The sequence below is a fragment of the Candidatus Streptomyces philanthi genome (assembly GCF_059553635.1).
In genome coordinates, this window is the sequence record NZ_JCANQV010000006.1 from 23784 (window position 1) to 37080 (window position 13297).

General features: G+C 72.6%; 6 protein-coding genes. 4 read left to right on the forward strand and 2 right to left on the reverse strand.

Annotation, left to right across the window (positions count from 1 at the left end; genetic code table 11):
- Positions 1-23: 23 nt before the first annotated feature.
- Positions 24-1211 carry an NAD(P)/FAD-dependent oxidoreductase gene (locus AC51EU_RS01975; RefSeq protein ID WP_496264836.1) on the reverse strand — a complete coding sequence of 396 codons (1188 nt, stop codon included), beginning with the start codon at positions 1209-1211 and terminating at the stop codon, positions 24-26.
- 420 nt (positions 1212-1631) lie between these two features.
- Between AC51EU_RS01975 and AC51EU_RS01980 the strand changes: the two genes are divergently transcribed.
- From AC51EU_RS01980 to AC51EU_RS01990, 3 genes are all read left to right on the forward strand, one after another.
- Complete coding sequence (locus tag AC51EU_RS01980) at positions 1632-2414, forward strand: phytanoyl-CoA dioxygenase family protein (protein ID WP_496264837.1); 783 nt, start codon at positions 1632-1634, stop codon at positions 2412-2414.
- A gap of 997 nt (positions 2415-3411) precedes the next feature.
- Entirely contained in the window at positions 3412-3738 is a 327-nt protein-coding gene (locus AC51EU_RS01985) for an Os1348 family NHLP clan protein (protein ID WP_496264838.1), read from the forward strand.
- Positions 3739-3758: 20 nt separating this feature from the next.
- Positions 3759-4619: an SAM-dependent methyltransferase gene (locus AC51EU_RS01990; protein ID WP_496264839.1), complete on the forward strand. Its 861-nt coding sequence runs from the start codon at positions 3759-3761 to the stop codon at positions 4617-4619.
- A 196-nt stretch (positions 4620-4815) separates the two neighbouring features.
- On the opposite strand, the gene AC51EU_RS01995 is transcribed toward AC51EU_RS01990, so the two are convergent.
- A complete protein-coding gene (locus AC51EU_RS01995; protein WP_496264840.1) occupies positions 4816-12315 on the reverse strand; it encodes an SDR family NAD(P)-dependent oxidoreductase in 7500 nt (2499 codons plus the stop codon).
- A 155-nt stretch (positions 12316-12470) separates the two neighbouring features.
- Here AC51EU_RS01995 and AC51EU_RS02000 point away from each other — a divergent pair, with 155 nt between their 5' ends.
- Positions 12471-13229, forward strand: a complete 759-nt coding sequence (locus tag AC51EU_RS02000) for a thioesterase II family protein (protein ID WP_496264841.1) — start codon at positions 12471-12473, stop codon at positions 13227-13229.
- Positions 13230-13297 lie beyond the last annotated feature (68 nt).

The window sequence follows — 13297 nt, forward strand, 5'->3', positions numbered from 1 at the left end:
CTCGGTACTGCGTGTCAACGGGGTCATCGGACGGGGGCTCCGGAGAGGTCGGGAAAGCGGTCGGGCCGGAAGGGACGGGGGTCCAGGGGCGGCACGGAACCCGTGAGCGCGGCAGCCGTCAGCACGCCGGTGACGGGGGCCAGACCGATGCCCGCCCCCTCATGGCCGCACGCGTGCAGCAGACCCGGCACACGGGGGTCGGGACCGATGGCCGGCAGATGATCGGGCAGATAGGGGCGGAAACCCGCGTACGTACGGATCGCCCGCACCCCGCCGAGCACCGGGAACAGCGCGGTCGCCCGCTGGGCGAGCCGGCGCAGGACCTCGACGGAGAGCGTGCGGTCGAAGCCGACCCGCTCGCGGCTCGCACCGATCAGCACCGGTCCCGCCGGGGTGCCTTCGACCACGGCGGACGTCTGTAGCGCCGCCGAACCGCTCGCGACGTCGGCGACATAGTCGGCCGCGTACACCTTGTGGCGGACGACGCGCGGCAACGGCTCGGTCACCAGGACGAAGCCGCGCCGGGGGAGGACGGGCAGCCGCACGCCGGCGATCCGGGCCACGTCACCGCCCCACGTCCCCGCCGCGTTCACCACGTGCGGCGCGAGCAGGCGGGCGCCGGACGCGGTGGCCACGCCACACACCGCCCCGTCGGCGGCGGTGAGCACCGCCGTGACCTCCTCCCCGCAGCGCACCTCGGCACCCGACGCGCGCAGCAGATGGGCGGCGGCCAGGGCGGGCTGGACCTGCGCGTCCTGGGGGTAGTGGATCCCGCCGGCCATCCCTTCGGCCAAGTGCGGCTCCAGCTCGTGGAGCCGCCCGCCGGGGACCTCGCGCGCATCGACCCCGGCGTCGGACTGCGCCGCGGCGAGAGCGCGCAGGGCCGCGAGGCGGGTCTCGTCGGAGGCGACGACGACACCGCCCTTCGCCTCGTACTCGACGGCCACCGGCAGTTCCTCGGCCAGCTCGCGCCACAACCGGGACGAGTGCAGGGCCAGTTCCAGCTCGGGGCCCGGCTCCTTGTCGGAGACCAGGAGATTTCCTTCGCCGGCGCCGGTGGTGCCGCCCGCGACGGGACCGCGGTCCAGAACGGTGACGGACAGTCCAGCACGGGTGGCGTAGTGGGCGCAGGCCGCGCCGACCACTCCGGCCCCGATGATGATCACGTCCGGGCTGCCGGACGTGCGGGCGATGCGCGACGACAATGTCATGACCACAGCAGTAACATTTCACATGGCACCATGTCTGCCAAGAGGCCGGTGTCCTCCTTTCGGGGAGCGGTTCTCCCTCCCGGCTTCTCCAGGAGGGCGCCCGCCCGGTCCTCGATCCCAGCCCCAGCGTGTGACCGCTGCTGTAGTGCGTGGAGCGGCGGTACAGGTCGCCGTCGGGGGACTTGGGGACGCCCCACTCGGCCGGCCCTCGGCGCTGGCCCGCATGCCCGCCCGGTGGACGTCACGGAGCTCGCCCCGGGGTGCGGGGTCGTGATGTCCATCTCCTGCGTGGCCAGGACGAATGCGGTGGGCGCGGTGGCGCACCGCATGCCCGCCCGACGGTGCGCACGTCTCATGGCGGTGGACGGCGGAGCGGATAATCCTTGGCGTTGTCGGCGCTTCGACGGGCAGGGTGTGCTTGTGTTCGACGACATGTGGGTGAATGCCTTCATCGAGGACGGCTTCGTTCGGATCGAGGGCGCGTTCTCGCGGGAACTCGCCGACGAGTGCCGCAGGATCATCTGGCGGGATCTCGACGCCGACCCCGGCGATGCCTCTACCTGGCCGAGCCCGGTGGCGACACGACCGGACTACACACAGGCGCCGTTCGAGGCGGCGGCCAATACCCCACGCCTGCATGCCGCGTTCGACACCCTCGTAGGAAAGGGCTGCTGGCGGCCACGCGCCAGCCTGGGCGGCTTCGTGATCCGCTTTCCCGGGAACACGCCGGCCGTCGTCGACGGGTGGCACGTCGATGTGAGCTTCCCCGGCCCCGAGTCCGATCCCGGTGACTACATGACCTGGCGCGCGAACGTTGCATCCAAGGACCGCGCGCTACTGATGCTTTTCCTGTTCTCGGACGTGACGGAGGACGACGCGCCCACCCGCCTGCGCGTCGGCTCCCACCTGGACGTGGCACGGGTCCTGGAACCCGAGGGCGTGGGCGGTCTGGACGCCGGACAACTGGCGCAGCGCGCGCAGGCGGCCAGCGCGCACCGCCCGACGGCCCAGGCCACGGGCCGCGCGGGCGATGTCTACCTGTGCCACCCGTTCCTGGTGCACGCCGGCCAGCCGCACAGAGGGAAGACCCCGCGCTTCTTGGGGCAGCCGGGTCTCAGCCCGTCCGGACCGCTCCGGCTCGACCGCCCACGCAGGGACTTCTCGCCGGTGGAGACCGCGATCCTGCGTGGGCTGGCGCACTGACTTCTCAAGCTCGATATTTGGCTGCCGGCGGTTGATGGCCGGGTTCCGGTATGAGATTGCTCTTTTCGAGGGTGCGGAATCGATTTCCTTGGACTGCTTGAGTGATTGATCGAGCGCGTGTGGATGTCATGGGAAGAGAGAAGGTCCAAGGCCACCGCAACGCAAGGCGGAAATGAATGAAGCGCACCAGAACTTTCGTGATCGCGGTACTCGTAACACTTGCTGTCGGCGCAGGAGTTGCCACCGCACAAGAGGATGCCAGCAGCACATCAGGCAACAAGCGCAAAATCCAGGTGACCTACACCGAGGTCACCGGCCCATCGGAATCGGTTCCCCCTGGACAGGACCGCTCCACCGCAGCATTTTGCCCGGCCGGTACAACTCCTACCGGCGGTGGAGGGGAGTTCGAAAGCAACCCTCTGCAGACTCACCTGTCCGCTTCCGAAGCCGACGTCAATTCCTGGACGGTTACAGGGGCCAACCTGGGGTCCGTCCCCGTCAATTTGCACGCATTCGTTGTCTGCGCCAGCGGGTAGGCAGAGCGGCCCCACGCTGCCTCTCTTCCGTCCGGTACGGACGCTGGACCGTGCCGTACCGGACGGAACCCATGCAGCAGTCCCGAACTCCGTCGGTGCGTAGCTCATCGGGCGACAGGCGCGTACACGATCGCGTCAGGTCAGGGCCGTAGAAGGCCCAGCAGGCGACTGATCCGTCGGTGCCGAGCTGCCTCATGAACCACTCGCCGTCGTCGAGTACGAGGCACAAGTCGTTCGTCGGCTCGCTCGCCCCGGCGTGTCGCGCGCGATCCCGGCCCGCGCTCCGGGCCGCCGGCCCGCACTTGCGGCACCTGGGCCCGTCCGTCACCTGTCCGGCAGTATCCGACAGGCGTGTACGGCCCGTGTGCGCAGAGGATGGGGCGACGGAGGACCCGGCCGTGTCGGCGCCGGAAGTCCGGCTGCCAGTTCGGAGCAAGGAGGGGCGTATGTCCCGTACGGCCATGCAAGAGGTTCTTGACCGGGCGCTTCTGGACGAGCAGTTCCGGACCGCCGTCGAGTCGGACCCCGGGAGTGCCCTGAGGGACTACGACCTGACGGACGAGGAGCGAGAGGTCCTGCTGTCGCGGGATCTCTCCAGGGTGGAAGCGTTCTTCCCCGGTGCCCTGCACGTCACCATCAGGTTCGCTCTGATCAACCACGACATCGTGGCTCTGGAGCCGTCCGACCATGCGCGTCGAGCGGAGATCGAGCGGCTGAGCCGCACGATCAAAGAGTCGCCTGAGAACCGCTTCGAACGGATCACGGAAATGCTGGCCCTCTTCCGATGACGGCACGCAGGGGAGCGAATATGGCTTCGCAGGCCAACCGCCGAGAGCCGGACATCTGTATCGTCGGCCTGGGCATCAAAGGGATTGAACATGTGACGCGGGAGACTGAGTCCGCCTGCCGTCGGTCGCAGGAAATTCTGGCGGTACCCACTCTTCCGGCGGGTATGGCCCACCTGCGGGACCTGTGCGGTCGCGTCACCGATCTTCATCCGGTCAGCTACAAGGAGGACGAGAACCGCCTCAAGGCGTACGACACCATGAGCGCCATGGTGCTCGCGGCCGCCCTCGATCACCCTCCTGTGACGTTTGCGACCTACGGCCACCCTTTGGTCTACGTCTACCCGACACGTCAAATTCTTGACGCCGCGCCGTATCTGGGACTGGAGGCCAAGGTTCTTCCCGCCGTTTCCGCGCTGGACACGATGGTCATCGACCTGGACTTCGATCCGGCCATCGACGGTCTGCAGATGTACGAGGCCACGGACCTCCTGGTCCGGCAGCGTCCCCTGCAAGCCGACGTTCCCTGCCTGCTCTGGCAGGTAGGGGCAGTGGAATCCGTCCTCTATTCCAGCGCGCCCAACAATCCGGAACGGTTCTTCCGGATCAAGGAATATCTGCTCCGTTTCTATCCGCCGGAGCACGAGGTCGCCGCGGTCTACAGCAGCCCGCACCCGCTCTTCGACGCCTCGGTCGTACGTTTCACCCTGGCCGACATGGAACAGCACCACGACCAATTGCATCAGGGACTTACGCTCTACATTCCGCCCGTCAGCAGGCGTCCCGTGGCCGACACGGACCTCATCGCGAAAATCGAGTCGGTTGAACACCTGAGAACCATTACGCACGCCACTACCGCACCGGGGGCTCAACCAGAGGGATAGCCCACAGAGATCCAGCGCAGTGCGGTGCGGTGACGCCGGGCTTGAGGCCGTCCTCCAGGCCGGGGGTCACAGTCGAGGCCCAGCAGGAAGAGCCCCGGTCAGACCACGGGCGTGGCTGCCCGGCGACGGCCCGGCGGCAGCGGCACAGCCCGCCGTCCGGGAGGCGCATCCCTCGTCGAGGCTGTGCCGGGCGTGGTCATGGGCCGGCGGGCGTGCCGAGGAGGCTGAGGATGCGGGAGGCGAGGTCGTCGATGCTGTCGGCGTTGACGACCTCCATGGTGGGGATCTCGTGGGCCAGTTCGCTTTGGAGACTGACGACCAGTTCGGTGGCCATGAGGGAGTCCATGCCGAGCGCGTCCATGCTGCTGGTGCGGTCGACGCGTTCGGGGGCACGTTGGGTGACGCGGGCGACGAGGGTGACGAGCAGATCGGCGAGCGTGTCCCGGGTGAGGGCGGGACCGCTGCCGGACGGGCGGAGGGTTTCGTCGGTCCGGTCACCGGGTGGCTGCTCGGACAGGAGTCCGCCGAACCGCGGTGTGTGCAGGCCCGGAAGGATCGTGGCCAGCCGGCCGAAGTCGATGTGGGCCACCTGCGCGACGCCCGGGCCGCCTCCCGGACGGGTCATGAGGTCTTCGAGGGCGGTGAGGATCTGGCCGGTGGACATGGGGGCGAGCCCCATGCGCGCCAGCACCTCGACGACCTCCCCCGCGGCCGCCACTCCCACTTCTCCGGACAGCCCCCACCCCACGGCCAGGCCGGGGAGCCCGGCCGCCCGGCGCGCGCGGACGATCCCCTCCATGACGAGGTTGCCCGCGGCGTAGGCCGCCTGGGCGCGGAGGCCGACGGTGGCGGAGGCGGACGAGTGGACGACGAAGAAGTCCAGGGGTGTTCCGCGGGTCAGGCGGTCCAGGACCATGGTGCCGCTCAGTTTCGGCGCGAGGGTCGCTTCGACGCTCTCGTCGCTCAGCTCGGCCAGCAGCGCGTCCCTCACCACCATCGCCGAGTGGACGACACCGCGCAGGGGCCGTCCCGTGGCGGCGATGCTGGTGAGGACGGCGGTCATGGCGGCCGGATCGGCGACGTCGGCGGCGTGGACCGTGGCGGTGGCGCCGCGTCGGGCCAGGTCGGTGACCAGGGCGTCGGCGCCCGGGGTGGCGGGGCCGCGGCGGGAGACGAGGGCGAGGCGGCGGGCTCCCCGGTCGGCGAGGAAGCCCGCGGTGGCGGCTCCCAGCCCGGTGAGACCTCCGGTGACGAGGTACGTGGCGTCGGGGTCACAGACGAGACGCCGGGGGACCTCGGTGAGGCGTGGCGGCGGAGTGAGGCTGATGACCACCTTGCCGACGTGGTGCGAGCGGCGCAGCAGGGTGAACGCGGCCATGACGTCGTGGGCCGGGTGGAGGTGGTGCGGCAGCGGCCGGTAGATCCCCTGCCGGACGCGGTGGGTGAGGTCGGCGAAGTGCCGTGCCGACAGGTCGGGCTGCCGGCTGAGCATGCGGAGGGCGTCGACGGCGTGGAAGGACAGGTTGTCGCCGAAGGCCCGCAGGGCCAGGCGGCCGCCGCCGTGGATGTCGCGCTTGCCGAGTTCGACGCAGCGGCCGCCGGGGCGGAGGGTGTCGAGATTGCGGGCGATGGCCTCGCCCGCAAGGGAGTTGAGGACGACGTCGACGCCCTCTCCGCCGGTCGCTTCGCGCACCTGGTCGGCGAAACCGAGCGTGCGGGAGTCCAGGACGTGACAGGCACCCAGCAGGGACAGCAGCGCGCGCTTGGCGGGGCTGCCGGCGGTGACGACGGTCCGGGCGCCGACGTGCCGCGCGTACTGAAGGGCGGCGAGGCCCACGCCGCCGGCGCCGCCGTGGACGAGGAGTGTCTCCCCTTCCCCGAGACGGGCCAGGTGTTCCAGGGAATGGTGCACGGTGAAGAAGGCGACGGGCAGGGTCGCCGCCTCGGCGTACGACATCCCGTCCGGGACGCGCCCGGTGCTCACGGCGGGGACGACGACGTGCGAGGCCAGAGCGCCGGTCGCGCAGGCGAAGACCCGGTCCCCCACAGCGAGTCCCGTGCCCTCGCCGACGGCGGTGACGACGCCCGCGCACTCCAGACCCAGGCCGTGTTCACCAGGGGCGGGGACCTCGGCTCCAGGAGGCAGGGAGCCGCTGGCCAGCAGGACGTCACGGTAGTTGAGCCCCGCCGCCCGTACCTCGATGGTCACCTCACCAGGGCCGGGGGCGGGTGGGGCGGGCGCGGGCACCCAGTCGAGTCCGAAGCCGAGCCCCGGCCGGCGCAGCCGCAGCCGGTGGCAGCGCCCGTCGGCCGGGGCGGTGGCGGCGGGCAGGTCGCACAGCCGGGGGACGAAGCGGCCGGCGGGGGTGAGGACGATCTCGTCCTCGTCCGTCGGCTCCAGCAGTTCGCGTGCCAGGCGGGCGGCGTCGGCCTCCGGCGACGGCCCGCGTGCGAAGGCCAGCCGCCTGACAGCGGGCCGGTGCTGCTCGTTGGCGAGGATACGGGCGACCGCCCACGGTACGCAGTCGGCCGGTTCCAGGCCGGTCCCCGCCCCGGGCACGGCTCCCGACGGGCGGGTGATCAGCCACAGGACGGGGGCGACCGCAGGGGGCAGCTGCGCGCAGACCTGGGCGACGGCGCGCAGAACGGCGGTGCGGGTGACGGCCCGTTCGAGGCCGGCCCGGTCGCGGTCGGGGGCGGTGAGAACCTCCGTGCCGCCGGTGCCCAGGAGGAGAACCAGTTGGGGCCGGGGCTCGTCGGGCCGTAGCCGGGCGGCCCACTCGTCAGGGTCGGTGGTGGCCCGGACGACGGACACGGGGGCGTCCCGCGCCGGGCCGAGGGCGTCCGCGAGGGCGTGGGCGAGCTGGTCGTCCGGCTGCTCGGCGGCGACGATCCAGCTGGTCGCGGGGGTGTCATCGGGGGCCGTGGCGCGGTCCTCGGAGCCGGGGGCGTGCCGGTTGCCGGTCCGTGCCGGCGCGCGGCGCGCGACGAGTACGGAGTGGTCGGCCTGGGCCTCGTCCCCGTTCAGCCGGGCCGTCTCGTCGAAACCATGGGCGGTGAACAGCTCGTGCCACTGCGCGGCCGTCAGGAGCGGGGAATGAGGCCGCAGATCGGCGTCGTCGGTGTCCCAGAAGCTCGTCAGCTGGCCGAAGCAGGGCAGGAACCGGTCCAGGTTGTGGGTCTCGGCAGCCAGCAGGTGCCCGCCCTCGCCGAGCAGACCGGCGAGACGGGTGACGGTCTCGCGCAGCCGGGCGGTGGTGTGCAGGACGTTGTCGGCCACGACGAGGTCGTACGCGCCCGGGGCGAACCCCTGGGAGACCGGGTCCCGGTCCAGGTCGAGCGGGCGGTAGACGATGTGGTCATGGCCGGCGAACCGGGCGCGGGCGCGCGGGAAGAACGCCGTGGAGATGTCGGTGAACGTGTAGTGCGCGCGTCCGGGCGTCAGGACGTCGAGCAGTGCCGCTGTCAACGCTCCGGTGCCGGCGCCGACTTCCAGGACGCGCAGGGGCCGGCCCTCGGGCCAGCGCCGGACGAGCTCGCGGACGAAGGCGGCCGCCAGGGCCTTCTCGTGGCGGGCCACGACACTGGCGGAATAGTAGTTCTCCACCCAGTGGCGGCCGCTCTCGTCGAAGAGCATGGCGTGGGCGTCGTGGCGGCCGAGGAGCACCTCGGGCAGCAGGGTGCCGCAGTAGGTGTGCAGCGTCGCTTCCGTGGCGCACGCGGGGGCCGCTCGGAGCAGCTGGTCCAGCACGCCGTGGGGGTCGGGACGGGTGGTCGGCGTCCAGCCGGCGTCACCGTCCCGGCGCAGCAGTCCCACGCGTTCGGCCTGGTCGAGGGCGGCGTGGAGCATGCGCCGGTATACGGGGAGCGCGCCGGCGGCGATGAGGCTGTCGGGCGTGTGGGTGGTGGCTCCGGGCGCCAGGACGCGCAAGGCCCGAAGGGTGAAGTGCGCGCTGAGCCGGTCGACCAGGGCGGTGCCTCGGACATAGCGTTCGCCGTCCCAGGACCCGGCAACCGAGCGCCCGGCCGCACGGGCCAGTTCCCGCACCGCGGGCAGGCGCGGGGCCGGGTCGACCGGGCCGGAGGTGCGGGGCGCCGCGTGCAGGACCGTGGCAAGGTGCCTGGGCGCGGCGCCGGCGGCGGTCTCGAAGCGGCGCAGCCGGCACTCCTCGACCTCGGCGATGACCTGGCCCTGGCCGTCCAGGAGGCGGATGTCCCAGGTCACCTCCCGCACGGTGGCCTCGCGGCGGCGTACATGGATCCACCCCTCGGCGGGGGCCTCGGCCCAGACGCGCAGCACCGCGATGGCCGCGGGGAGGTAGGGGGCGTCGGGCGCGTGGTCCTCCCCGGTGCCGTCCTGGGCGAGGAGAGGGGCCCCTGCCTGGAGAGCGCCGTCGAGGAGGGCCGGGTGAAGGACGTACGGGGCGGTCGTGTCCGGCTCAGGGGGTGCGGGCAGCGCGTACCGGGCCAGGACCTCGCCGTCGCCGGCCTCCAGGCCGGTGAGAACGCGGAAGGCCGGACCGTAGGCGATGCCCGCGGCGGCCGCCCTCGCGCGGACGTCCGCTGCGGAGACGGTTCTCGGCAGGCGGGCGCGCACCGACCGGATGTCCTGCGGCGCCGGTCGCCCGCGCAGCAGGCGGCGTACGACGGCCCGGGCGTGCGGGCGCCAGGGCCCGGTGCCGTCGCGGCTGGCGATGCGCACGGTGCCGTCGCCCGCGTCGAGCGAGGTCTGGAGGCGGACGTCCATGGCGGGGTCGTCGAAGGGCAGGGTCAGGGCCCGTTCGACGGCGAGATCCTGGAGCTGGACGGGGCCTTGGTGGTGGAGACGGCCGGCGCCGAGGGCCGCTTCGGCGAAGGCGGCGGCGGGGAGGACGACCGCGCCGGTGACGACGTGGTCGGCGAGCCACCGGTGGTGGGTGGGGTCGACGCGCAGTTGCCAGAGAGGTTCGGCGTGGTCGGCGCGCTCGCCGAGGAGGGGATGGTGGCTTCGGCCGTCACCGCAGCCCGTGCTGAACCAACGGGGCGAACCGTGCCAGTGGTGTTCCCGCTGCCAGGGGTAGGCGGGCAGGTCCCGGACCCGGCCCGGCAGGGGGAAGAGACTGCCGGCGTCGGTACGTGCGCCGGCGGCGAGCAGGGCGGTGACGGTCCGTTCCAGGTCCTCGGGCCCGTCCTGGTCCCGCGCGAGTGTGGGGAGCACCAGGGTGGGCCCGGTGTCGTCCGTGCCGAGGATGCGGCGCAGGTAGTGGGCGAGGACGGGGTGCGGGCCGATCTCCACGAAGGCGTCGCAGCCCGTGTCCGCCAGTGCCTGCACGGCGTCCGGCAGCCGCACGGGCCGGCGGACGTTGTGCCACCAGTACGGCCCGGTCAGGGATACGCCCTGCTGGAGGGCGCCGGTGACGGTCGAGGCGAACGGGAGTGTCCCGGCCTGTGGGCTCAGCGCGGCCAGTGCGGTGTGCAGCTCCGCCTCGATGGGGTCCATGTGCCGGGTGTGGAAGGCGTGGTCGAGGTCGAGCATCCGGAAGAAGACGCCCTGTCCGGCCAGCTTCCGGGCCAGCGCGTCGAGGGCGGCCTCGTCGCCGGCGATCGTCACGTCGCGGGGGCTGTTGACGGCGGCCAGCTCCAGCAGCCCCTCGAAGGGCGCCAGCTCCTCCAGCGCCCTCCCGGGAGGCAGTCCCACGGCGGCCATCCGCCCGGAGCCGGCGGTACGGGCCTGGGCCCGGCTGCGGTGGGTGATGACTTGGGCGGCGGAGACGAGGTCGAGCGCGCCGCAGGCGTGGGCGGCGGCGACCTCGCCGACACTGTGCCCGGCGACACCGGCCGGGCGCACTCCGTACGCCTCCAGCGCGGCGGTGAGCGCCACCTGCACGGTGAACAGCAACGGTTGGGCGATCTCCGTCCGCGCCTGCCGGACCGTGTCCTCACCGCGGGCCAGCTCGTCCCTCACGGACCAGCCGAGCAGGGGCGACAGGACCGCGTCGGCCTCGGCGACGGCGTCCCGGAACGCCGCCGCCCCCGGCCCGCCCTCGGAGGCGGTCAGCAACCGGCGGCCCATTCCCGTCCACGGGGAGCCGTTGCCGCTGTAGACGAAGGCGACGGCCCCGCGGCCGAGGACGGGAACGGGCGGGGCCCCTGCGCCGGCCCGCAGCCGGGCGGCGGCGGTACGGGCGTCGGCGGCCAGGACCACGCGACGGCAGGAGTGCCTGCCGCGGCGGGTGAAGGTCGTGTGGGCGATGTCGTAGAACGTGCCGGGGTCGGCGCCCACCGTGTCGAGGTGGTCGGCGAGCCCGGTGGCGGCCGCGGCGAGGGCGCCGGCGGTGCGCGCGGAGACCAGCACCGCCCGAGGGCCCTCGGGCACATCCCGCCGAGGGGCGGGCGCGGGGGCGGGCGCGAGGACCGCATGGGCGTTGGAACCGCCGAACCCGAAGGAGTTGACGCCCACCAGCCCGCCGGACGACGTCGCCAGCGGGGTGACGGCGCTGACGGGGGCCAGGCCCAGGCGAGGGAAGTCGATGGCCGGATTGACCGGAAGGCCGTGCAGGGAGGGCGGGATGACGCGGTGGCGCAGGACGAGGAGGGCTTTGAGCAGCCCGGCCAGCCCCGACGCGGATTCCAGGTGCCCGAGGTTGGTCTTGACCGACCCGATGGGCAGCGGCGAGAGCGCGGAGCACCTGCCGGCCAGGGCCGCCGCGACGGCCTCGCACTCCACCGGGTCGCCCACGGGCGTGCCGGTGCCGTGCGCCTCCATGTAGACCAGCTCGCGGGCGTCCGGCCCCGGCGGGCCGTACACCAGGCGCAGCAGGGCGGCCTGCGCCCGGGCACTGGGCTGGGCCAGGCCGGGGGTGCGGCCGTCGCTGTTGGTTCCGGTGGCCGTGATCACGGCGTGGACGCGGTCACCGTCGGCGAGGGCCCGGCCGAGGGGCTTGAGGACGAGCAGCACGCCGCCCTCGGCCCGGACGAACCCGTCGGCGGCGGCGGAAAAGGCGCGGCAGCGGCCGGTGGGCGAGAGCATCGACGCCTTCGCGAAGCCGACGAACTCCTGGGGCCCGACGAGGAGGTTGACCCCGGCGGCCAGCGCCATCTCCCCGCCGGAGCCGAGGAACGCGCACGCCTGGTGGAGGGCGACCAGACTCGACGAGCAGGCGGTGTCCACGGCCAGGCTGGGACCACGCAGGTCGAAGGCGTGGGAGAGACGGCCCGCGGTGTTACCGCTCGCGAGACCGGCCATGGTGTGCCCGTCAACGGTCTCCAGCCGGCTCAACTGGAGGTTGGCGTAGGCGTGGTGGGACACACCGACGTAGACCCCGGTGGCGGAACCGGCCAGGCGGGCCGGGTCGATACCGGCGTCGTCCACTCCCTCGGCGGCCAGCTCCAGCAGGATGCGCTGCTGCGGGTCCATGCGCTCGGCCTCGCGCGGGGAGAGGGAGAAGTACTCCGCGTCGAAGCCCGCGATGTCGTCGAGGACCCCGGCCGCCGCCGTATAGCTGCGCCCCGGCCGTCGCGGATCGGCATCGACGAACTCCCGCGCGTCGAACCGTCCGGCGGGCATCCGCGTGACCAGGTCCCGGCCTTCGAGAAGCGCGGACCACAGCGCGTCCAGGTCGTTCAGCCCGCCGGGGAGACGCAGCGCGACCCCGACGACCGCCACATCGACGCCGCGACGGACTTCGCCCACGCGGCTGTCGGCTGCACGATCCATCTCCGCCCCCCACAGCAGAACCCCCTCAACCGGACGTTCGGGGATCTGCCCATGCCACGAGGTACGGAAAAGAGAGCATCGGAGTATTCCCGCGAAAGAGTGATGAGGGCGAAGGTGGAAGGGGAGAGGGGGAGGGGGAGGGGAACGCTCCGACCGTGAGAGCACTCGGTGACGGTCTGCTGTGGGATCTGGCGCCCGAGCAGGGATGGAGCGACAGTCCGGGGGCCGCCGTGCTGCTCCTGCCCGGCGCGGGAGGCTCCGCCGCGGACTTCGCGCACTGGATCCGCTACCTCACCCCCGGATTCCGCATCCTGTCCGCCCGCTGTTCCGGCGGGCGGACCGATGGAACGGCACCCGCCCCCGGCCTCGCGGCCCTCGCGACCCGGCTTGCCGACAGGCTGCTGCACCACGTCACGGAACCCCTGCTGATCTTCGGACACAGCATGGGCGCGGCCCTCGGCTACGAGACCGCCTGGGAACTCGCCCGCCGACGCCGGCCGGCCCTCGCCCTCCACGCCTGCGCGGCCTTCTCGCCACCCGAATACGCGGGCTTCGACCTGAACAGCCGGGCCATGGACGACGAAACCCTGATCTCCCTCGCCACCGCTCTTGCGATCCCCCTGCCACGGGACGGACACCCGCGACGGCGCCGGGAGGCATTACAGGCCCTGCGTACCGACCTCGCCCTGTTCGACGCCTACGACTACGGGCCCTGCCCCAGGCCGCTTGAGTACCCGATCACCGTATGGAGCGCCCGCGATGACACCGTCGTCCCCGCCGCGTCGGCACGACGGTGGCAGCCGATGACGCGCCACCCCCTCGCACATCACACCCTCCCCGTGACGCACCACTGCCTCAACACCCGTCAGGCCATGGAGCCCATCACCCGCGCCCTGCGCCGCGAGGTCCTCTGACGTTGTCCCGCTGCCCTGAGCCGCACGGGACAAGGGCGGACGGCCGATCAACACCGTCCTGCGGCCGG

Bases quoted from the DNA above. Each gene is read 5' to 3' on its own strand.
- AC51EU_RS01975 (WP_496264836.1), bottom strand. From the start codon at position 1,211: ATGACATTGTCGTCGCGCATCGCCCGCACGTCCGGCAGCCCGGACGTG.
- AC51EU_RS01985 (WP_496264838.1), top strand. From the start codon at position 3,412: ATGCAAGAGGTTCTTGACCGGGCGCTTCTGGACGAGCAGTTCCGGACC.
- AC51EU_RS01990 (WP_496264839.1), top strand. From the start codon at position 3,759: ATGGCTTCGCAGGCCAACCGCCGAGAGCCGGACATCTGTATCGTCGGC.
- AC51EU_RS01995 (WP_496264840.1), bottom strand. From the start codon at position 12,315: ATGGATCGTGCAGCCGACAGCCGCGTGGGCGAAGTCCGTCGCGGCGTC.